The sequence below is a fragment of the Nocardia shimofusensis NBRC 100134 genome (assembly GCF_001613125.1).
GTDB classification, from domain to species: Bacteria; Actinomycetota; Actinomycetes; order Mycobacteriales; family Mycobacteriaceae; genus Nocardia; species Nocardia shimofusensis.
In genome coordinates, this window is the sequence record NZ_BDBT01000011.1 from 75,538 (window position 1) to 96,119 (window position 20,582).

A 20,582-nucleotide genomic window follows, 5' to 3' on the forward strand; every position below is an offset into this window, starting at 1 on the left:
CATCTCAGCCTCCCGCCGCTTGCAGCACTCCGCACGCGCCGCACGCCGCACAGCCCGCGTTCTGGTCGGCGCCGAACATCGATGCCCGGCGCAGTGCGCTCGCGACCCGCTCGGTCACATCCGTGAGTACCTCCGGTGGCGGAGCGCTCGCCCCGTCGACGTCCACCGCGAGGGTGCCCGCCAGCGGGCGGAACGGTACGACGAAGGGGTAGACGCCCATGTCGATGAGTTCCTCTGCGCCCGCGACCAATTCGTCGGGGTCCTCGCCCAGGCCGACCAGCAGGTAGGTGGAGACCTGGTTGCGGCCGAAGACCCGGACCGCTTCGGCCCACGCGGTGCGGTACGCGGTGAGCGGGACGGTCGACTTGCCCGGCATCCACCGCGCCCGCACCCGGTCGTCGAGTGATTCGACGTGGATACCGATCGAGTCGGCACCCGCCTCGTACAGATCGGCGATGACCGACAGGTCGCCCGGCGGCTCGCACTGCACCTGGATGGGCAGGTCGGGCACGGCCTTCGTGACCGCGCGGACGCAGCGCGCGAGGTGGCGCGCGCCGCGATCCTCGGCGGCGGAGGTGCCGGTGGTCATGACCATCTGCTTCACGCCGTCCAGGCGGACCGCCGCCGCGGCGACCTCGGCCAGCTGCTCGGGACGTTTCACCGCGATGGTGCTGCCCGCCTCGAGGGATGCCTCGATGGAGCAGAAGCGGCAGCGTCGGTCCTCGGCGTAGCGGATGCAGGTCTGCACGACGGTGGTGGCCAGCACGTCGCCGCCGTGCAGCCGGGCGATCTTCGCGTAGGAGACGCCGTCGGCGGTGGCGAGGTCGTAGAACTTCGGTCTGCGCACCGGATCGACCGGCACGTCCACGTCGACGCCGTCGAGCAGGAGGCGGCCGTCGAGTAGCGAGTAGGGGCTGTCGGAGCGGATGGGGACGGCGACGTTGGCGCCGTCGATCCGCACGTGCCCGTCGTCGCTCGGCCCCGCCCCGGACCGGCGGCTCAGCGGGACATCGACGCGGACGCCGAGCAGTGCGAGGTCCACCCGGGTGGAGATCTCGGCCATGACCGGATCACCTACAGCTGGTAGGTCGAGTTGATGATGGCGCCCTTGCGCGCGTAGTGGATCAGCGCGTCCTGGACGTCGAGCGGGTGCGCGGGCACGACGCCCTCGATCAGGTCTTCTTCCCGCGCGCCGTGCAGTGCGAGACCGAAGCGGCAGGCGAAGACGGTGCCGCCTTCCTTGATGAAGGTGGCCAGCGCCTCGTTGATGTTCTGCTCGCCGGGGAAGCCGCTGTCGCCGGTGGTCGGGAAGCCACGGGTGGCGACGCAGTTGATGGCGCCGGGGCCGTAGAAGTAGATCGCCGACTCGAAGCCTTTGCGCAGTGCGCGGGTGGCCTGCAGGATGGCGACGAAACTGACCGAGGACTCGTGGGCGATGCCGTGCACCAGGGTGAAGTAGGTTTCGCCCGCTTCGGCCTGGTAATCGGGGAAGATCTTGGTGGAGCCGTAGATATTGCTGCCCTTGGGCAGAGCCGGATGCGGAATCTCGGCGAGAGACTTCGCCATGTTCTCCGCGATCAGCTGGTCGATGTCGGGGGTGCTCGTGGACATGCGCTCTTCTTCCCTACGGGTCGTGAATCCTGGCCTGCGATGTCTGCCCGCACCGCGTTGGCTCGTGCCGGCACCACTGAGTTCACTCCCCAGGTGTTTCCGAATGGTCGCATCGGGAATAACTCGGCGTTGCCCGGGTTACGAAACCGAGCTCTCTCCCGAAAGGCTCCTGACATGCTGTCCAGCAACGGATTTCGTTGCGCGAGAGAGCTGCGCACATCGGTGGGCCCGGGACGCGGTTAGCCGCGCCGTAATCGACGTCCGCGATTCGGCTTGCCGGATCGACGGCGGATGTCACTTTCGCGTCCCCGGATGTCACGCCGTGGAAATGACCGCACCCGGAAGGTCGACGGGGCGGAAACGACCCGAGGCGGGTCACGGACCTTCCGGCCCGTGACCCGCCTCGGCGGAGAATGCGTGAAGAACCGAGCGGTCGGACCGCTCAGTCGTCGAGCTGTGCGAGCACCTCGTCGGAGAGGTCCACGTTGGTGTAGACGTTCTGCACGTCGTCGCTGTCCTCGAGCGCGTCGACCAGCTTGAAGACCTTGCGCGCGCCGTCGGCGTCGACCGGGACGCTGACCGAGGGCTGGAAGCCGGACTCGGCGGAGTCGTAGTCGATGCCGGCGGACTGCAGGGCCGTGCGCACCGCGATCAGATCGCCGGGCTCGCTGATGATCTCGAAGGAATCACCGAGGTCGTTGACCTCCTCGGCGCCCGCGTCGAGCACCGCCATGAGCACGTCGTCCTCGGACAGACCGTTCTTCTCCAGGGTGACGACGCCCTTGCGGTGGAACAGGTACGCCACCGAACCCGGGTCGGCCATGTTGCCACCGTTGCGGGTCATGGCCACGCGCACCTCACCGGCCGCGCGGTTGCGGTTGTCGGTCAGACATTCGATGAGCACCGCGACGCCGTTGGGGCCGTAGCCCTCGTACATGATGGTCTGCCAGTCGGCGCCGCCGGCTTCTTCACCACCGCCGCGCTTGCGAGCGCGCTCGATGTTGTCGTTGGGCACCGACGACTTCTTGGCCTTCTGGATGGCGTCGTAGAGCGTCGGGTTGCCGTCGGGATCACCGCCACCCGTGCGGGCCGCCACCTCGATGTTCTTGATCAGCTTCGCGAAGAGCTTGCCCCGCTTGGCGTCGATCGCGGCCTTCTTGTGCTTGGTGGTGGCCCATTTGGAGTGGCCGCTCATTCCCTACTTCCTTCGGGTCGGTTGCACATTCGGAGTGTGTACGTTACCCCGGAACGCCCGCGCGCCCGTCGCTGGCCTCAATCCCGACGCGCCGCGCGCACGATGTCGACGAACATCCGGTGCACCCGCAGATCGCCGGTGACCTCCGGATGGAAGGAGGTCGCCAGCACGTTTCCCTGCCGCACCGCCACGACGCGACCCGCGCCCGGCCCCTCCGGCACAGTGGCCAGCACCTGCACCCCCTCGCCCACGCGCTCGACCCAGGGCGCCCGGATGAACACGGCGCGCACCGGGCCGTCGTCGAGCCCGGCGAAGTCCAGGTCGGTCTCGAAGGAGTCGATCTGCCGGCCGAAAGCGTTGCGCCGCACCGTCATATCGATGCCCGACAGGTGCTGGGCGTCGGGGCGGGTGTCGAGCACCTCCGAGGCCAGCAGGATCATCCCGGCGCACGAGCCGAAGGCGGGCAAGCCGTCGCGCAGCCGGGCGCGCAGCGGCTCCAGCAGCTCGAAGACTCCCAGCAGTTTGCTGATCGCGGTGGACTCCCCGCCCGGCAGGATCAACCCGTCCACGGCGTCGAGTTCGCTCACCCGGCGCACCAGCACGGCATCCGCGCCACAGCTCTCCAGTGCCGCGAGATGCTCGCGCACATCACCCTGCAGGGCCAGCACGCCGATGGCCGGGCGGGACTGCGACACCTGCGCGTCGGTGACGGGAGCGGAAACCGGGGTCTGGGTCACCGGCTCAGCTTACGAGCGGGCCCGGTGTGGGCCCGCTCACGCCCGCTCGGGCCGTGCGCGCCCCGGAATCAGTCCCGCAGGGTGCGGATCAGGCCCTCCTGGACCACGGAGGCCACCAGCTCGCCCTTGCGGTCGAAGATCCGCCCCGAGGTCAGGCCGCGACCGAAACCCGCCGACGGCGAGGACTGGTCGTAGAGCAGCCAGTCGTCGGCGCGGAACGGACGCAGGAACCACATGGCGTGGTCGAGCGAGGCGTTCTGGGTGGGTTCGTCGGGGTGGGTCACCTTCGACGAGCCGAGCAGCGTCATATCGCTCATGTAGGCCAGCGTGCAGACGTGGAACAGCGGATCGTCGGGCAGCGGCTGACGGTACCGGAACCACACCTGCTGCTGGGCGGCCACGCCCTCGCGGCGCACCACCGACTCCTGGGGGACCATGCGGATGTCCCAGTGCTCCCATTCGCGCAGTGCCCACAGCCGCTCGGGGCTCATGGTCTCCTGCGAATCGCCCAGTTCCTCCGGCGAGGCGACCGGCGGCATCTCGTCCTGATGCTCGGGACCGGTGTCACCGAGGTGGAAGGAGGCCGACATGGTGAAGATCGCCTGGCCGTCCTGGATGCCGGTGACCCGGCGGGTGCAGAACGAACGCCCGTCGCGAATCCGCTCCACCTGGTACACGGTGGGTTGCTGCGGGTTACCCGGCCGCAGGAAGTATCCGTGCAGCGAGTGCACCTGGTAGCGGGGCTCGACGGTGCGCACCGCGGAGACGAGTGCCTGACCGGCGACTTGGCCGCCGAACGTGCGCTGCAGCTGGGTCTTGGTCGACGCGCCACGGAAGATGTCGCGCTCGATGCGCTCGATCTCCAGCGCTTCTTCTATGGTCGCCATGCGCTGAGACTATCCCGAGCCGCAGAACGGCCCGTGCGGGGCGCACGGGCCGTTCGGGTCTGCCGGTTTCCGGGGCAGGTTCTGCTACCGGTTCACCAGCCGCGTTCGGCCAGCCGGTGCGGCTGCGGGATCTCCTCGACGTTGATGCCGACCATCGCCTCGCCCAGGCCGCGCGAGACCTTGGCCAGCACATCCGGATCGTCGTAGAAGGTGGTGGCCTTGACGATGGCCTCGGCGCGCTGGGCCGGGTTGCCGGACTTGAAGATGCCCGAGCCGACGAACACGCCCTCGGCGCCGAGCTGCATCATCATCGCGGCGTCGGCCGGGGTGGCGATGCCACCGGCGGTGAACAGCACGACGGGCAGCTTGCCGGTCTCGGCGACCTCGCGGACCAGCTCGTAGGGCGCCTGCAGTTCCTTGGCGGCGACGAACAGCTCGTCGGCGGGCAGCGAGGAGAGCTTGCGGATCTCCTGACGGATCTTGCGCATGTGGGTGGTGGCGTTGGAGACGTCGCCGGTGCCCGCCTCGCCCTTGGAACGGATCATGGCCGCGCCTTCGGTGATGCGGCGCAGTGCCTCACCCAGGTTGGTGGCGCCACAGACGAAGGGCACCGTGAACTGCCACTTGTCGATGTGGTTGCTGTAGTCGGCCGGGGTGAGCACCTCGGACTCGTCGATGTAGTCGACGCCGAGGCTCTGCAGGATCTGCGCCTCGACGAAGTGACCGATGCGCGCCTTGGCCATGACCGGGATCGAGACGGCGCTGATGATGCCGTCGATCATGTCCGGATCGCTCATCCGGGACACGCCGCCCTGTGCCCGGATGTCGGCGGGCACCCGCTCGAGCGCCATCACCGCGACCGCACCCGCGTCCTCGGCGATCTTGGCTTGCTCGGGGGTCACGACGTCCATGATCACCCCACCCTTGAGCATCTCGGCCATGCCGCGCTTCACGCGGGCGGTGCCGACGGTCTGGGTGGTATCGGACGTGGTCACGGCATTCTGCTGAGTCATGTGCGCCAATCGGGTCGCTCGGTAGGAAACGAACCAATTCTAGGCGCGCCGTGAATGCCACTTGATAGCCAGTCGAGCACGACTGGCCTGGTGGCGCAGGCCACGTCCGTACCCGGCCGATCGGAGTGGACCGATCAGATCGGGCCGACGACCAGCAGCTGCGCCCAGTATTCGGCGACCGACGGACCCAGGATCGGCAACAGGAAGTCGTAGAGCAGGTACGACATGGGTAAAGCCACCTCCACATCAGCCGGGACACCAGCCGCCCGGCTTCGTCGCGGGTTGGTCCCGCGCGGGTGCGCGGCACACGTCGAGTGGGCTACCCGAAGGGCCCGCGAACCAGTCCGAAACTAGCACGATCGTGAAGCGGATCACACCTCGCGCGGCGCGGTCAGCGGATCGATTGCACCACGGGATCGGAAGTGCCCGAAGCGACTTCGGCCGCCTCGACGAGCAACTCGTCGAGATCGAAGGGGTAGACCGGCTCACCCGCGGCCTCCAGTGCCACGATATCGGCCGGTGCGCACCAGCGGTGGGCGGTGACGCAGCGTTTCTCGAGCGAGCTGAGATTACCCGGCTGCGGTTCGTAGGCGGGCACCCGAAGCGCGAAGAACAGCTCCTCGGCGCGGATCAGGTCACCGTCGAAGGGGAACACCGCCACCCGCCGCCAGATCGGACCGCGCAACGCGGCCGGGTCGGCGGTGTAGCCGGTCTCCTCCCACAGCTCGCGCACCGCGGCCGCGCGCAGGCTCTCCCCCGGCTCGACACCGCCGCCGATGGTGAACCAGAACGGGGTGTCCGGGGTGTTCGGGTCGCTGCCGCGCATGAGCAGGATGCGGTCGCGTTCGTCGAGCAGCACCACGCGCGCCGAGGTACGCACGGTGTCGACAGCGAGCCCGGTCGACGCCGCGGGGGTGACCCGTTCGGTGATCTCGAAGTAGGTCGGCAGCGCAGCGGTGCCGCCCAGGTGCAGCCAGCGCACCGGGCGGCGGGTACGCAGCGCCAAGGTGTCGCGCACGGCGTCGTTGTGGAAGCGTCGGGCGATGAGAACCCTGGCCTCGGCGTCGGCGAGTTCGGCGACCAGCTGCGGGCGCAGCAGCCCGATGTCGATCCCGGACAGGGCGGTCGAGAGCTGGTTCTCCACCACCTCCCGATCGGCGCGATCGACCCGCTCCGCCCGATCGGCCAGTACGGCCAGACGTTTGGCCTGATCGCCCAGGGCCGGATCGGAGACCGGACCGGCGATCGCCATCGCCACCGATCTGGCCACCACGGCGCGGCGGGCCAGCGCGGCGTCCAGCGCCTGCCAGGACTGGTCGGAGCGCACGTGCAACCGGTCCAGCCGGTTGGCGGTCGAATACGCCCAGACGCCGGTGGCGACCACGATCGCGGCGATGAGCGCGAGAACGAGGACCGTGGTCGCGGAGAAGGTGATCATCCGGCGGCCCGCACCCGCGCGTCGCCGACCGTCACGGTCTCGTAGACGCGCAGGATCTGTTCGGCCACCACGGGCCAATCGTATTCGGCGACCACCTGATTCGCCTTGCGCACCAGCGCATCCCGCTGCTCCGCATCGGTGAGGAGGGTGTCGATGGCCTCGGCGAGCCGGGCCGCGTCGCCGATCGGCACCAGCCGGCCCGCGGCGCCGTCGCGCAGCACCCGGCGGAAGGCGTCGAGTTCGCTGGCGACCACCGGGGTGCCCGCGGCCATCGCCTCGATCAGGATGATGCCGAAGCTCTCGCCGCCGAGATTCGGCGCGACGTAGACATCGGCGCTGCGCATCGCGGAGGCCTTCTCCTCGTCGGAGACCTGACCCAGCAAACGCAGGCGACCGGCGTTCGGGCCTGCCTCGCGGCGCAACCGCTGTTCGTCACCACGGCCGACCACCAGGACCTCGATGTCCGGATGCCTGCGCACCAGCTCCGGCAATGCCTCGAGCAGCACCTGCATGCCCTTGCGCGGCTCGTCGTAACGGCCGAGGAACAGCACGGTGCCGCCCGCGCGGGGATACCCCGCCAGCATGGGCGCCCGAGCGAAAGCGGGCACGTCCACGCCGTTGGGGATCTCGACGGCATCGGAGCCCAGCGCCTCCACCTGCCAACGCCTGGCCAACTCCGAGACGGCGATGCGGCCGCTGATCTTCTCGTGGTACGGCCGCAGCACGCCTTGGAAGGTGCTCAGCACCAGCGAGCGGGTGGTGGAGGTGTGGAAGGTCGCCACGATCGGCCCCTCGGCGATCTTCAGCGCCAGCATCGACAGGCTCGGCGCGTTCGGCTCGTGGATATGCAATACATCGAAGTCGTTGCCCTCGATCCAGCGCCGGATCCGGGCGTAGGCCATCGGGCCGAAGGACAGCCGCGCGACCGACCCGTTGTAGGGGATGGCGACCGCCCGGCCCGCCGAGACCACGAAGTCCGGCAGCGAAGTCTCCTCCGAGGCAGGCGCGAGCACACTCACCTGATGCCCACGCTCGATGAACACCCGCGCCAGTTCGACCACGTGCGCCTGCACACCACCGGGAACATCGAACGAATACGGGCAGACCATGCCGATCTTCATGCTGTCTCGTCTCTTCCCCCGCGTACCACTCCTTCACCGCGTTCGGCGAGGCGGGCCTGCGCCTCGGCGATCCTGGCCCGCCGTTCCGGCGACAGGTCGCTCTCCCACAGCGGCTGCAGCATGTGCCAGTCTGCCGGGTGCTCGGCGATTCCGGCGGCGAACCGGTCCGCCAGCGCCTGGGTGGCCGCCGCGACACCGCCGGAGACGTCCAGCGGCGGATCGACACGGAAACCCCAGCCCTCGACGCCGTCGTCGTCCACGGTGAACCAGCACTGCACCGGCATCAGCGCGGCACCGGTCTCGATGGCCAGCTTGGCCGCTCCGGCGGGCATCCAGGTGCGCTCGCCGAAGAACTCGACCGGCACCCCGCGCCCGGTGAGGTCGCGCTCACCCATCAGGCACACGAACTTGTTCTCACGCAGCCGCTGCGCGAGCTGCACGAACGGCGGCTGTTCACCGCCGGTCAGAGCGAACACCTCGAAGCCGAGGCTCTCCCGGTAGGCGACGAAGCGCTCGAACAGCGACTCCGGCTGCAGACGCTCGGCCACGGTCGCGAAGGTGCCGTAGTTCTGCACCAGCCACACCCCGGCCATGTCCCAGTTGCCCGAATGCGGCAGCACCAGCACGATCCCGCGACCGCGATCCAGCGCGGCCTCCAGGTGCGGAATGCCGTCCACCGGCAGCAACGGTGAGTGTCCGAGCGCGACGTGATCCATGGTCGGCAGCCGGAACGCCTCGCGCCAGTAGCGCGCGTAGGAGCGCAGGCTCGCGCGAATCAGTTCGTCGGGAACATCCTCCGGAGCGACGCCGAGTACCCGGGCGAGATTGCGGCGCAACTGCATCGGGCTGCCGTTGCGCGCGGCCCGCCCGCCGCCCCAGTCGAAGGCGCGGCGGGCGGTGCGCTCGGGCAGTGCCCGCACGATCCGCCAGCCCGCGGCGTAACCGGCGGCGCTCAGCCGGTCGCCGAAACTCACGCCTGCCCCTTTACCCGACGCCGGGCAGCCCGCGCGCCGTCGCCGGTGGAGCGCGGCCGTGCGACGCTCATCGCGAGTCCCCCGAGGAGGCCTTCGCGGCGGGCGGGATGATCTCGCGCGCGCCGGGCGAATTGCGCACCGCGAGCACGCGCTGGAACACAGTGACAATGCTCAGCACCGCCAGCGTCCACATGGCCACGTGTACGGCCCAGGTCAGCCATTCGATGCCCCAGTGCCCGGCGATACCGGTCAGACCGGCGCCGACGAGCACGATGACCAGACGGTCCGGGCGCTCGATCAGGCCGCCGTCGGCGGACAAGCCGCTGGCCTCGGCGCGTGCCTTGGCGTAGGAGATGACCTGCGAGGTCACCAGCACCACCAGCGTCGCGGCGAACAGCCACCTGTTGTTCTCGTGATAGACCGCCCACCAGGCCAGGCCGCCGAAGATCGCGCCGTCGGCGATCCGGTCGCAGGTGGCGTCGAGCACCGCGCCGTATTTCGTGCCGCCGCCGCGAGCCCGGGCCATCGCGCCGTCGAGCATGTCGAACATGACGAACAGCCAGATCAGCAGGGTGCCCCAGAACAGATGACCCGTCGGGAACAGCGTGACCGCGGCCGTGATCGAGGCGACAGTGCCGATCAGCGTGACAGCGTCGGGGGTGAGACCGGTGCCGACGAGCGCCCGGCCGAGCGGTGCGGTCGCCTTCGCGAAGGTCTCACGGCCGAAGAAGCTGAGCACCTACTCCATTTCCTTCCACGCCTGCGCGAGTAGGTTCCTGGTCTCGCCCAGCAACTGCGGCATCATCTTGACCCCGCCGATGACGGTGATGAAGTTCGCGTCACCACCCCAGCGCGGGACGATGTGCTGGTGCAGATGGTCGGCCAGCGAGCCGCCCGCCACCCCGCCGAGGTTGAGACCCACGTTGAAACCGACCGGACGCGACACGCTCTTCATCACCCGGATCGCCCGCTGGGTGAACGCCATCAGCTCGGCGCTCTCGGCCTCGGTGAGTTCCTCGAGGTCGGCGACCCTGCGGTAGGGCACCACCATCATGTGACCCGGGTTGTACGGATAGAGGTTGAGCACCGCGTAGACCGTCTCGCCGCGCGCCACGATCAGCCCGTCCTCGTCGGTCATCGTGGGGATGTCGGTGAACGGGTGCCCGGTGCTGCCCAGGCGCGAGGCCGGGGTCTCGGTGATGTAGGACATCCGGTACGGGGTCCAGATCCGTTGCAGCCGATCGGGTTCGCCCACCCCGACGTCGACGATGCCGCCACGCTCGGTGTCGTCGCCCGTGCTGTCCGCGATACTCATCTAGCTCTCCCCCGCCGACACGATCTCGAAGCCCTCCGCCGTCGGAGAGGCGTTCTCGCGGTTGGCGATCCACGCCACCACGGTGGCCACGGCATCGGCGACCGGGACACCGTTGACCTGGGTGCCGTCGCGGAAGCGGAAGCTCACCGCGCCCGCCTCGACATCGCGCGCGCCTGCCAGCAGCATGAACGGGATCTTCTGCGCGGTGTTGTTGAAGATCTTCTTCTGCATCCGGTCGTCGCTGCGGTCCACGTGCGCGCGCACACCCTGATCGGTCAGTGCCTCGATCACCGTGTCCAGGTGCCCGGCGAAGGCCTCCGCGACCGGGATGCCCACCACCTGCACCGGCGACAGCCAGGCCGGGAACGCGCCCGCGTAGTGCTCGGTGAGCACCCCGAAGAAACGCTCGATCGAGCCGAACAGCGCGCGATGGATCATCACCGGCCGCTGCTTGGTGCCGTCGGAGGCGGTGTACTCCAGGTCGAACCGCTCGGGCAGGTTGAAATCGAGCTGGATGGTCGACATCTGCCAGGTGCGGCCCAGCGCGTCCTTGGCCTGCACGGAGATCTTCGGGCCGTAGAAGGCGGCGCCGCCCGGATCGGGCACCAGCTCGAGACCGGAGGCGTGCGCGACCTTCGACAGGGTCTCGGTGGCCTCCTCCCAGATCTCGTCGGAGCCGACGAACTTCTTCGGGTCCTTGGTGGACAGCTCCAGGTAGAAGTCGTCGAGGCCGTAGTCGGCGAGCAGACCGAGCACGAACTGCAGCGTGTTCGTCAGCTCCTGGTGCATCTGCTCCTTGGTGCAGTAGATGTGCGCGTCGTCCTGGGTCATGCCACGCACTCGGGTCAGGCCGTGCACCACGCCGGACTTCTCGTACCGGTACACCGAGCCGAACTCGAACATCCGCAGCGGCAGCTCGCGGTAGGAGCGCCCGCGTGAACGGAAGATCAGGTTGTGCATCGGGCAGTTCATCGGCTTGACGTAGTAGTCCTGGCCGGGCTTGCGCACGGTGCCGTCGTCGTTGTACTCGGCGTCCAGATGCATGGCCGGGAACATGCCGTCGCGGTACCAGTCCAGATGGCCGGAGACCTCGAACAGGTGGCCCTTGGTGATGTGCGGGGTGTTGACGAACTCGTAGCCCGCCGCGACATGCCGCCGCCGCGAGTACTCCTCGAGCTCCTTGCGGATGATGCCACCCTTGGGGTGGAACACCGGCAGGCCCGAGCCCAGCTCGTCGGGGAAGCTGAACAGATCCAGCTCCAGACCCAGCTTGCGGTGGTCGCGGCGCTCGGCCTCGGCCAGCACGTGCAGGTGCTCCTCCAGCGCCTCCGGCGACTCCCAGGCGGTGCCGTAGACGCGCTGCAGGTCCTCGCGGTTCTGGTCGCCGCGCCAGTAGGCGGCCGAACTGCGGGTCAACTTGAAGGCGGGGATGAACTTGGTGGTGGGGATGTGCGGGCCGCGGCACAGATCGCCCCAGATCTTCTCGCCGGTGCGCGGGTCGAGATTGTCGTAGACGGTCAGCTCTGCGCCGCCGACCTCCATGACCTCCGGGTCGTCGATGCCGGACTTGTCGCTGATCAGTTCCAGCTTGAACGGCTCGTTCGCCAGCTCGGTCCTGGCCTCGTCGATCTCGACCACCCGGCGCGAGAAGCGCTGTGCGCCCTTGATGATCTTCTTCATCCTGGCTTCCAGCTTGACCAGATCCTCCGGGGTGAAGGGCCGCTCGACCCGGAAGTCGTAGTAGAAGCCGTCCTTGATCGGCGGGCCGATGCCCAGCTTGGCCTCGGGGAACTCCTGCTGGACCGCCTGGGCGAGCACGTGCGCGGCCGAGTGGCGGATCACACTGCGCCCGGCCTCGGTGGACGCGGCGACGGCTTCGACCTCGGTGTCGGCCTCGGGAATCCAGGACAGATCCTTGAGCGTGCCCTCGGCGTCGCGGACGACCACGACGGTGTCCGGGCCCTTCGTCGGCAATCCCGCTTCCCGCACCGCGGCGCCGGCCGTAGTCCCGGCCGGCACCCGGACGAGGGTGGACGGACTGAGCGGGGCTGAGGTCGTCACGACGGCGCTCTCCTTGGCATGTTCGGGGGCGGGCGAGTTCCCGCGCGGCATCACCGGCGACGTATCCGCTCCGGCGCGACCATGCTATCGGCACCCGCGCGCCCGCGTGTCGATGGACCGGCGCTCTCGCGTCGAATCCGTCTCGCGGACGCGGGGGCACGACGACACGGTCCAGCCACACGACACGACCGACACGAGACACAGCCGCGCGCGGCGTGAGACGCAGCCGCGCGCGGCACGACGACCCGACACAGCGCGCGTACAACGGCAGCGCGAATGGAAACGGCACGCGCATGCGGCCGGGCGTTCGCACGGACGGGCGGCGGCTCAGCGGCCCGCGGCGTAGCTCTCCAGAAGAGCGGCCCGCTCGTCCGACGAACGCTTGGGGCAGCTGGTGCACATGGTGGCGCCGGGCACCTCGAAGACCAGGCAGCAGGAGATGCGCCGGACGAAGGTGCGCCCGCCCGCCTCGACGAAGCGGGGCAGGGGCAGTGTTCCGCCGACCTGTTCGGCCAGCGCGATCGCGACCCGCGGAGCGCCCGCGTCGATCGCCCGGTTGCCGATCGCGTCGGCGACGACCGCCCACAGCGCGGGCATGCCCGCACCGGACACCTGCGCCACGACCGGGATCACCCGGGTGAGCGTCTCGCGCAGGGACAGCGCGGCGACCAGGTCGGCGTCACCGGCCGCCGCCCTGCGGACGTCGCGTTCCGGATGTGCGAGCATCCGCTCGACCCCGCCGTCGGGACGCATCCGGCAGTCCAGTGCCTCCAGCCCGGCCGGTGGCGCCGGACGACCCGCCGCCCGCGCCGCGACCACCTGCTCGACGAGCGCGGAGGCGACCATGCACCACCACAGCGTGCCCGCCACGCGAGGTGCGGTGGTGCCCCAGGACGCGCCCATCTCTGCGATCCGGTCCCGCACCCACGCGGGACGGGTCAGCGCGATCGCGGGTGCGGTGCTCATCGCTGTAGCGGACTGCGTAACCATTCCCCATCGACTCCGATCCAGCCGGCGAACCATCCGAACGTGTTCAGTACCCACAGCGTGGCCACGACCACCGCGGCGGTGAGGACCGCGCCCAGCACACGGATACCGAGGCCGCGCGCGGAGTACCACGCCATCGCCTTCCGGTACCGGACTCGCACCCAGCCCAGGACGTGATGTGCCCAGGCGAATTCGCTGGCGAGAATGCCCAGGCCGGCGAATACCATCGCCCAGCCCGGTCCGGGATACGGAATCGCGAGAATGCCGATGGCCAGCACGACCGTGCCGACGACACCGATTCCGATCCGGTAGGCGAGGTTCAGCGTAGGCCGAGCGGCCACTCGGGCGCGGAAGGCGCGCAGGCGATGTCGCAACGCCCGGGAGGTCCGGCGCCGCCATGTGGCGATTCGCCTCCTCCCGGCCGCCTCGTCCTCGGTCGTGCGCACCCGATCCGGCGCTTCGGACGTCGGGTTCGGCGGGATCGAGCCGCCTGTCGAATCCAGCTCGCTGCTCACCTTGCCAGCCTAGAGATTCACACCAGTTCCGGCAGGCCCGTGCCCACCTCGCGCTCGCCGATCGCGGCGATGCCCTCGGCCGTCACTTCGATGACCCGGGCGGTGGCGATGTCGAAGAACAGTCCCGACACCGTGACGCCGCGCTCGGCGACCGCTCGGCGGACCGCGGGATGGCGGTGCAACGTCGCCAGCTGAACCGCCACGTTCACCATGCTCAGCTGGTCGATCTCGCCGTATCCGGCGGCGCGGGCGGCCTCTGCGACGGGGTGCCCGGCCAGGAATCGCTCCAGGCTCGGCTGCGCGTGCACCAGCCAGGGCGCGATTCCCGGCCCGGTGTCGCCGCCGGAGTGCAGCGCCGTCATCGCCCCGCAGCCGGAGTGCCCGCACACCACCACGCAACGCACGTTCAATTCCTCGAGGGCGAAGACCAATGCCGCGTCCACCGACGCGTCCCCGCACGCGGGCACCAAATTGCCGACGTTGCGCACGGTGAACAGGTCACCCGGTCCGCTGTTGGTGATCACGTTCGGCACGATCCGGGAGTCCGAGCAGGTGAGAAAGAACGAATCCGGGTCCTGCCGGTGCACGAGATCGTCCAGGTGCGGGCGGACCACATGGGCGTGACTGCGGTGGTAGGCCGCCACCCCGGCGGTCACCGGATCGCGGTGCGGGATCTGCGCGGGCCGCCACGGCCCGAGCACCTCGTCCCAGATGGACCGGCTGAGGCCGCGCGCGGGCGGACCGGTGAGGGCGTCGGCCATCCGCACACTGCCGATCTCCACGAATTCCACACTCCCGCCGCTGCTCTCCTGCCTGCGCACCCAGTCCTGCAGCGCCTCGAAGGCGGCATGGTCGAGGAAGTCCACCGTCAGCTCGACGGTCACGTCGGCGTCCGCGGGCACCTTCGCCAGTTCACCGAACAGCCGGGGCAGCGCCAGGAACGTGCACGAGCCGTCCACCCGAACCAGCCAGCGCTGTGACTGCGGGATGGGCTCGGCGACGATGGCGACGCGCACCACCCGCCACAGCAGCAGCGCGAAGGCGAGCAGCAATCCCAGGATCACGCCCGCGAGCAGATTCAGCAGCACCACGCCGCCGATGGTCACCAGGTAGACCAGCAGATCGCCGGTGCGGCGGGCGAGCTTGATGTGGGCGATCTTCACCAGCTGGACACCGATGACGATGAGCAGTCCGGCCAGCGCCGCGGTCGGGATCTGCTCGACCACCGAGGCCAGGGCCACCGAGAACACCAGCAGCCACACCCCGTGCAGCACGGCGGACGCGCGGGTGCGCGCACCGGCCTGCACGTTGGTCGCGCTGCGCACGATCACCCCGGTCACCGGCAAGCCGCCCAGCAGTCCGGAGAGCACATTCGCCGAGCCCTGCCCGATCAGCTCGCGGTCGAAGTCGGTGCGCGGCCCGCTGTGCATCCGGTCCACCGCGACCGCCGAGAGCAGGCTCTCCACACTGGCGATCAACGCGATCGTCAGGACCATCAGCGCCACCGCACCCCAGCCGCCGGAGGGGATGCCGGGCAGCGCGATCGCGTCGAACAGCGAGCCGCTCAACACGATTCGCTCCACCTGCACCGGCGCGAGCAGGGAGAGCACGGTCGCCACGACGACCGCCACCAACGGCCCGGGCACCACCCGCACACGGGCGGGCAGGTACCGCCAACCCAGCATCAGCGCGACGACCACGCCACCCACCAGCGTCGCGCCGATGTTCATCGAGAGCAGCTGTTCCGGCAGCGCGGTCAGGTTGGCCCACGCGGAACTGCGCGAGTCGCCGCCCAGCAGCACATGCGCCTGCTGCAGCGCGATCGTCACGCCGATGCCCGCCAGCATCGCGTGGACCACCACCGGCGCGACCGCCAACGCGGCACGCGCGACGCGGCTCAGCCCGAACAGGATCTGCAACACTCCCGCCGCGACGACGATGAAACACGTCACCCGCCAACCGAATTGCGCGATCGACTCGGCGACCACGACGGTCAGGCCCGCGGCGGGTCCGCTGACCTGCAGCACCGAGCCGCCGAGGCAGCCGACCACGATGCCGCCCACTACCGCCGCGATGAGCCCCGCGGCGACCGGCGCCCCCGAGGCCAGAGCGATGCCCAGCGACAACGGCAGCGCGACCAAGAAGACCACGATCGAGGCCGGAACATCGTGGCGGGCAACAGATTTCCAGTAGAGGGCGCGCGCGTTCGAGCCGGTTTCCCGGCCGGGCGACGGTGGGGAGTGTTCACTCGCAATAGACATGGCTGTCTCCCTTCGCGACCCGCCCCGGATCGACACGAGGGCGCGGTCGGCTGACGAATCGACTTGTGCTGCGGAAGAATTGATCGCGAAGCCAGGAGCCTCGCGGCAAGGGCTCACGCGGGGCGGACTCGCGCTAGGGCAGAGCCTCGGGGCACCCCGGGTGCACCTCGTACATCCGACCCGAGATCGGTGACCCGGCAACGGAATCCGCGACATCGGGTGACACTGACGTCTCGTGGGGCTCGGGGAACATATTTCTCCTTCGCCATCGGCGGACCTCGCGGGCCGGATGGTTCATCGGTGGAACATGTGCGGGCGGGACGATCGGTGGCAGACGAGGCACAGCGCCCCGACGCGGGGCACTCGAGCCTTGCGCGACCCGAAGCGATCGGGCCGAGATCAATAGTAAAGACTGACCAAAGACTTCGAAAAGCCCGTAATGATCATGATCACCAAATCGCTACGAGAATGTGATCGGCATCACAGCGATCGGCCTCGGAGGCTTCACCGAGGCGAGGCTGGAGAAGGTGCCCGTCGGCTGCGCCGCGAATGTGCGGCAGGCAGCCTCGTCCCCTATCGGATCGCGCCTATCGGATCGGGCGCGACAGCCCCGGCGAGCGGATTCTCTCCGGATCGGAGTCGTGGTCGCCGGGGCTGTCGTGGCGGTGTCATTCGATTGTCGTCTCGGGCAGCGTGCTGCTCCGGCTGGGACTCGGGGCGTCGACCTACCCGGTCCGTCCCGCTTCGGGCGCCGGGATCAGCGCGCGCGGGCCGATGCGATTCGCCCGGCCACGATCACCGCGGCCAGCGCGACCACTCCGGCCACAGTTGCCAGCCGGTTGACGTCGACCGCGGGCTGCCAACGCACCTGACCGTCGCGAATCACGTAGGCCCCCACCGGTTTCGCGCCCATACCGAAACCGGCTCCGGAGCCTTCCTGTCCCTCCTCATCGATGCCGCTGCCGCCGCCTCCGCCGCCGCTGACCGAGGCGACACCGATGATCGTGGTGCCGTCCCGTTCGATCGGCTCGGCGTACACCCGCTTCACCGTCATGGCGTCACGGGCCGCGGTGAGTATCTCGTCGACCTTCATCATGCCTCCCTGGCACTGCTGTTACTCGATCGCTGTCGTCCGGATCATCGGGTCCGGAGGTCCGCACAGGTTCCACCACGGATGGTCGTAACGTTGTCGTCGGCAACGTCGTCGTCGGCAGCAGATCACGGCCCTCTCGCCGTCGCCCCGCCGCCTCGCGGGAATTCCCCCAAGGGTAGGCGCTGTCGTGCCGCATCGCGACAGGCAACGCCTCGCGGCGGCCACCGTCGACTCGGTCGCCGCCGACTGCCGTCGGCCATCGGCACCCCGGTCGGCCGGCCGGGCCTCGATCACCGTCCGGCGGACCGCGGCACCCGGCCGCGCCCGGGTGCCGCAGAAAATCCGCCGAAGTGCACAGAGACCACAGTCCGCGGCCGGAACCCGGCGTAATGTCGCGAAGAGACCCTCGACGCGGGTCCGCGAGGGCGACACCGGCATCTCCAATCCGAGGAGATCTCCATGACCGACACTCGAATCGGCACCGAAGCCCAGGCCGTCGACCGCACCGGAGACGGCGCGACAAGCGGCGCCGTGCAATCGGCCGAGCCGCCGGTGGTGCGGCACGACGAGATCGACGCGGTGGTCGACGCCGCGAGCGACGCGTCGGCAGCCTTCCGCCGTCTCGATCAGAAACAAGTCGACGCGATCGTCAAGGCGATGGTCCGGGTCGGCATCCGGGCGGCGGCCGAGCTGGCGATGGTGGCCGTCGAGGAGACCGGCTTCGGCGTCTTCGAGGACAAAGTGGTCAAGAACTACGTCGCCACCGAATTCCTCTACGACTACCTCCGGGACAAGAAGTCCGTGGGGGTGATCGACGAGGATGTCGAGCGCAGCATCGTGCGCGTCGCCGAGCCGATCGGCGTGGTGCTGGCCATCACCCCGGTGACCAATCCGACCTCGACGGTCCTGTACAAGGCCATCGTCGCGGCGAAGACGCGCAACGCGATCGTGTTCCGGCCCTCGCCGTTCGCCGTGCGGTCCTGCGCGCGCACGGTGGAGATCCTGCGCGAAGCGGCCGAGGCGGCAGGCATGCCACCCGGCGCGCTGCAGGTCATCCCCGACGCGGCGCACGAGGTCACCCACTACCTGTTCAAGCATCCACGCGTCGACTTCATCTGGGTGACCGGCGGCCAGAAGATCGTCGCCTTGGCCAATGCGGCGGGCAAACCCGCGCTCGGCGTCGGGCCCGGGAACGCGCCCATCTACCTGCACCGCACCGCCGACATCCGCGGCGCTGTGGTCGACATCCTGATCTCGAAGACCTTCGATGCCTCGGTGATCTGTCCGGCCGAGCAGACCTGCATCATCGACGACGTCATCTACGAGGAGGCGGTCGCCGAGTTCGAGCGGATGGGCGCGCATGTGCTGACCGACGAACAGTCCGCCGCGATCGCGGAGTTCGCCTTCGGCTGCGGCGACAAGGTGAATCTCGAGGCCCTCGGCAGACAGGCGCCCGACCTGGCCGCCCGCGCCGGGTTCACCGTGGACCCGGCGGTGAAGGTCCTCCTCGCGCCGCTGCCCGCCGATCTCGACCAGCTCGCCGCGCATCCGCTGGTACAGGAGAAACTGATGCCCGTCCTGGGGCTCGTGCGGGCCCGCGACGTCCAGCACGCCGTGGACGCGGCCGTGCTCGTCACCGAACACGGCGGCCTCGGGCACACCTCCGCCATCTACGCCGACGATCCCGCCGCGGTCGAGGCGTTCAGCCTGGCCGTGCGCACCGGACGCATCCTGGTCAACGCACCGACTGCGGTCGGAGCGCTCGGCGGAATCTACAACAAGCTCACCCCCACCTTCTCCCTGGGCTGCGGCACCTGGGGCGGCTCGAGCACCACGGAGAACGTCAACTACGAGCAGTTGCTCAACATCAAGACGGTGTCGTACCGGCGAACGCCCCCACAGTGGTTCCGGGTGCCGTCGAACACGTTCTTCAACGCGGGCGCCCTCGAGAATCTCCGGGACGTCGAGTGTCGCAGCGTCGTGGTGGTCACCGACGCGCTGACCGAACAGCGGGGCGTGGTCGACGAACTGCGCGGCTCCGTCCGCGCCCAGCACTTCAAGGTGTTCAGCGATGTCGAGCCGGAACCCGACGAGGCCACGATCCGGCGGGGTGTCGCGCTGCTCGAGGCGTCGCCGCCGGACCTGCTCATCGCGATCGGCGGCGGATCGGTGATCGACGCGGCGAAGGCGATCCGGCTGTTCTACGAGCACCCGGAGAAGGACGTCGCCGAACTCACGCTGCCCTTCCTCGACCCGCGCAAGCGGATGGCCGAGTACCCGCAGGACCCGCACAAGATCCGGCTGGTGGCCGTGCCGACCACCTCCGGCACCGGTTCGGAGGTGTCACCCGCGGCGGTCCTGACCGTCGCGGGCCGCAAGGAGACCCTGGTCGACTATTCCCTCGTGCCCGACATCGCCATCGTGGACCCGCTGCTGGCGGTGTCCATGCCGCGCACGTTGACCGTCGACACCGGAGTGGACGCGCTGACGCACGCCCTCGAGGCCGCCGCCTCGATCTTCGCCTCGCCCTACACCGACGCCTTCTGCGTCCAGGCCGCTCGACTGATCTTCGAGGCACTGCCCCGGGCATACGATCACCCCGACGATCTGTCCGCCCGCACCGACATGGCCAACGCGGCGACACTGGCCGGTCTGGCTTTCTCGAACGCCTTCGTCGGCACGAATCACGCTCTCGCCCATGCCGTCGGCGCGCGGTTCGGCATCGCCCACGGCCGGGTGAACGGCGTGTTCCTTCCGCACACCCTGCGCTACAACGCCTCCCTGCCGACGAAATTCATGCCCGCGCCCGGCTATTCGGCCTACGTCGCGCCGGAGAAATACGCCCAACTCGGACGAGTTGTCTTCGGCGGGCACGAACCCGACGAGAGCCGTCGTCGCCTCTTCCAGGGCGTGGACGACCTGCTCCGGTGCCTCGGCGTGCCACGCACCCTCGCCGAGATCGGCATCCCCGAGGACGAATTCCTCTCCGCGCTGCCGGAATTGGCGATGACAGCCTTCCAGGATCTGAGCAATCGCACGAATCCGCGCATGCCACTGATCAGCGAAATCACCAGCTTGCTGCGGCTCGGCTACTACGGTGCCGAGGAGATCACATCCGAAGACGCGTGACCAGATCCGACCAGGACCGGATCGTCGCGACGGCCGGGTAGTCGTCCTCGTCGATCCGCGCGCCGACGGCGGCGCTGATCCGTTCGACGAAGGTCAGGTAGTCGATCGAGTCCAACTCCAGGACGTCGCGCAGCGCATCGTCCGGGCCGAGCTCGCGAAGGCGCGGCTCGTCGGCGAATCCGCGCAGCGCGGCGCGGACGATCTCCTCCGCCTGCGGTCCGGACACGGCGGGTCGGTTCATGGTT

The 20,582-nt window shown here is 69.3% G+C and carries 18 protein-coding genes; 1 reads left to right on the forward strand and 17 read right to left on the reverse strand.

Features of this window, described 5'->3' with window-relative positions:
• Positions 1-4 precede the first annotated feature (4 nt).
• The 16 genes from NS3_RS14470 to NS3_RS14545 all read right to left on the reverse strand — a co-directional run bounded on the left by NS3_RS14470 (position 5) and on the right by NS3_RS14545 (position 17,208).
• Positions 5-1,063: an MSMEG_0568 family radical SAM protein gene (locus tag NS3_RS14470; RefSeq protein ID WP_067859698.1), complete on the reverse strand. Its 1,059-nt coding sequence runs from the start codon at positions 1,061-1,063 to the stop codon at positions 5-7.
• Positions 1,064-1,074: 11 nt separating this feature from the next.
• Positions 1,075-1,611, reverse strand: a complete 537-nt coding sequence (locus tag NS3_RS14475) for an MSMEG_0572/Sll0783 family nitrogen starvation response protein (RefSeq protein ID WP_067859700.1) — start codon at positions 1,609-1,611, stop codon at positions 1,075-1,077.
• Positions 1,612-2,053: 442 nt separating this feature from the next.
• Positions 2,054-2,806, reverse strand: a complete 753-nt coding sequence (locus tag NS3_RS14480; protein ID WP_067859702.1) for a YebC/PmpR family DNA-binding transcriptional regulator — start codon at positions 2,804-2,806, stop codon at positions 2,054-2,056.
• A gap of 77 nt (positions 2,807-2,883) precedes the next feature.
• Complete coding sequence (gene pdxT / locus NS3_RS14485) at positions 2,884-3,543, reverse strand: pyridoxal 5'-phosphate synthase glutaminase subunit PdxT (RefSeq protein ID WP_174550473.1); 660 nt, start codon at positions 3,541-3,543, stop codon at positions 2,884-2,886.
• Positions 3,544-3,611: 68 nt separating this feature from the next.
• On the reverse strand, positions 3,612-4,430 hold the full coding sequence (locus NS3_RS14490; protein WP_067859708.1) for an acyl-CoA thioesterase: 819 nt from the start codon (positions 4,428-4,430) through the stop codon (positions 3,612-3,614).
• A 92-nt stretch (positions 4,431-4,522) separates the two neighbouring features.
• Positions 4,523-5,443, reverse strand: a complete 921-nt coding sequence (gene pdxS, locus NS3_RS14495) for a pyridoxal 5'-phosphate synthase lyase subunit PdxS (protein WP_067859711.1) — start codon at positions 5,441-5,443, stop codon at positions 4,523-4,525.
• A 391-nt stretch (positions 5,444-5,834) separates the two neighbouring features.
• The gene (locus NS3_RS14500) at positions 5,835-6,878 is read right to left on the reverse strand and encodes an NUDIX hydrolase (protein ID WP_067860012.1); all 1,044 of its coding nucleotides are present in this window, start codon (positions 6,876-6,878) and stop codon (positions 5,835-5,837) included.
• Positions 6,878-8,002: a glycosyltransferase family 4 protein gene (locus NS3_RS14505; protein WP_067859714.1), complete on the reverse strand. Its 1,125-nt coding sequence runs from the start codon at positions 8,000-8,002 to the stop codon at positions 6,878-6,880. Before NS3_RS14505 ends, NS3_RS14500 begins: the two co-directional genes overlap by 1 nt.
• Positions 7,999-8,976, reverse strand: coding sequence for a phosphatidylinositol mannoside acyltransferase (locus tag NS3_RS14510; protein ID WP_067859716.1), 978 nt, complete (start codon positions 8,974-8,976; stop codon positions 7,999-8,001). The genes NS3_RS14505 and NS3_RS14510 overlap by 4 nt, the downstream gene beginning before the upstream one ends.
• Positions 8,977-9,043: 67 nt before the next feature.
• On the reverse strand, positions 9,044-9,715 hold the full coding sequence (gene pgsA, locus NS3_RS14515; protein ID WP_067859719.1) for a phosphatidylinositol phosphate synthase: 672 nt from the start codon (positions 9,713-9,715) through the stop codon (positions 9,044-9,046).
• Positions 9,716-10,291 carry an ATP adenylyltransferase gene (locus NS3_RS14520; RefSeq protein ID WP_067859722.1) on the reverse strand — a complete coding sequence of 192 codons (576 nt, stop codon included), beginning with the start codon at positions 10,289-10,291 and terminating at the stop codon, positions 9,716-9,718.
• Positions 10,292-12,403, reverse strand: a complete 2,112-nt coding sequence (gene thrS, locus NS3_RS14525; RefSeq protein WP_373865309.1) for a threonine--tRNA ligase — start codon at positions 12,401-12,403, stop codon at positions 10,292-10,294.
• Between the two features lie 276 nt (positions 12,404-12,679).
• Entirely contained in the window at positions 12,680-13,318 is a 639-nt protein-coding gene (locus NS3_RS14530) for a (2Fe-2S)-binding protein (protein WP_067859723.1), read from the reverse strand.
• The gene (locus NS3_RS14535) at positions 13,315-13,746 is read right to left on the reverse strand and encodes a TIGR02611 family protein (RefSeq protein WP_067860017.1); all 432 of its coding nucleotides are present in this window, start codon (positions 13,744-13,746) and stop codon (positions 13,315-13,317) included. Before NS3_RS14535 ends, NS3_RS14530 begins: the two co-directional genes overlap by 4 nt.
• A gap of 125 nt (positions 13,747-13,871) precedes the next feature.
• The gene (locus NS3_RS14540) at positions 13,872-16,115 is read right to left on the reverse strand and encodes a SulP family inorganic anion transporter (RefSeq protein WP_067859725.1); all 2,244 of its coding nucleotides are present in this window, start codon (positions 16,113-16,115) and stop codon (positions 13,872-13,874) included.
• A gap of 757 nt (positions 16,116-16,872) precedes the next feature.
• Entirely contained in the window at positions 16,873-17,208 is a 336-nt protein-coding gene (locus NS3_RS14545) for a spore germination protein GerW family protein (RefSeq protein ID WP_067860020.1), read from the reverse strand.
• A 459-nt stretch (positions 17,209-17,667) separates the two neighbouring features.
• Here NS3_RS14545 and adhE point away from each other — a divergent pair, with 459 nt between their 5' ends.
• Positions 17,668-20,337, forward strand: coding sequence for a bifunctional acetaldehyde-CoA/alcohol dehydrogenase (gene adhE, locus NS3_RS14550; protein ID WP_067859729.1), 2,670 nt, complete (start codon positions 17,668-17,670; stop codon positions 20,335-20,337).
• Here adhE and NS3_RS14555 read toward each other — a convergent pair.
• Complete coding sequence (locus NS3_RS14555; RefSeq protein WP_067859738.1) at positions 20,318-20,578, reverse strand: acyl carrier protein; 261 nt, start codon at positions 20,576-20,578, stop codon at positions 20,318-20,320. The genes adhE and NS3_RS14555 overlap by 20 nt on opposite strands.
• Between the last annotated feature and the right edge of the window lie 4 nt (positions 20,579-20,582).

Bases quoted from the DNA above. Each gene is read 5' to 3' on its own strand.
- NS3_RS14490 (WP_067859708.1), bottom strand. From the start codon at position 4,430: ATGGCGACCATAGAAGAAGCGCTGGAGATCGAGCGCATCGAGCGCGAC.
- NS3_RS14540 (WP_067859725.1), bottom strand. From the start codon at position 16,115: ATGTCTATTGCGAGTGAACACTCCCCACCGTCGCCCGGCCGGGAAACC.
- NS3_RS14475 (WP_067859700.1), bottom strand. From the start codon at position 1,611: ATGTCCACGAGCACCCCCGACATCGACCAGCTGATCGCGGAGAACATG.
- adhE (WP_067859729.1), top strand. From the start codon at position 17,668: ATGACCGACACTCGAATCGGCACCGAAGCCCAGGCCGTCGACCGCACC.
- NS3_RS14530 (WP_067859723.1), bottom strand. From the start codon at position 13,318: ATGAGCACCGCACCCGCGATCGCGCTGACCCGTCCCGCGTGGGTGCGG.
- thrS (WP_373865309.1), bottom strand. From the start codon at position 12,403: ATGCCGCGCGGGAACTCGCCCGCCCCCGAACATGCCAAGGAGAGCGCC.
- NS3_RS14555 (WP_067859738.1), bottom strand. From the start codon at position 20,578: ATGAACCGACCCGCCGTGTCCGGACCGCAGGCGGAGGAGATCGTCCGC.
- pdxS (WP_067859711.1), bottom strand. From the start codon at position 5,443: ATGACTCAGCAGAATGCCGTGACCACGTCCGATACCACCCAGACCGTC.
- NS3_RS14505 (WP_067859714.1), bottom strand. From the start codon at position 8,002: ATGAAGATCGGCATGGTCTGCCCGTATTCGTTCGATGTTCCCGGTGGT.
- NS3_RS14480 (WP_067859702.1), bottom strand. From the start codon at position 2,806: ATGAGCGGCCACTCCAAATGGGCCACCACCAAGCACAAGAAGGCCGCG.
- NS3_RS14470 (WP_067859698.1), bottom strand. From the start codon at position 1,063: ATGGCCGAGATCTCCACCCGGGTGGACCTCGCACTGCTCGGCGTCCGC.
- NS3_RS14520 (WP_067859722.1), bottom strand. From the start codon at position 10,291: ATGAGTATCGCGGACAGCACGGGCGACGACACCGAGCGTGGCGGCATC.
- NS3_RS14545 (WP_067860020.1), bottom strand. From the start codon at position 17,208: ATGAAGGTCGACGAGATACTCACCGCGGCCCGTGACGCCATGACGGTG.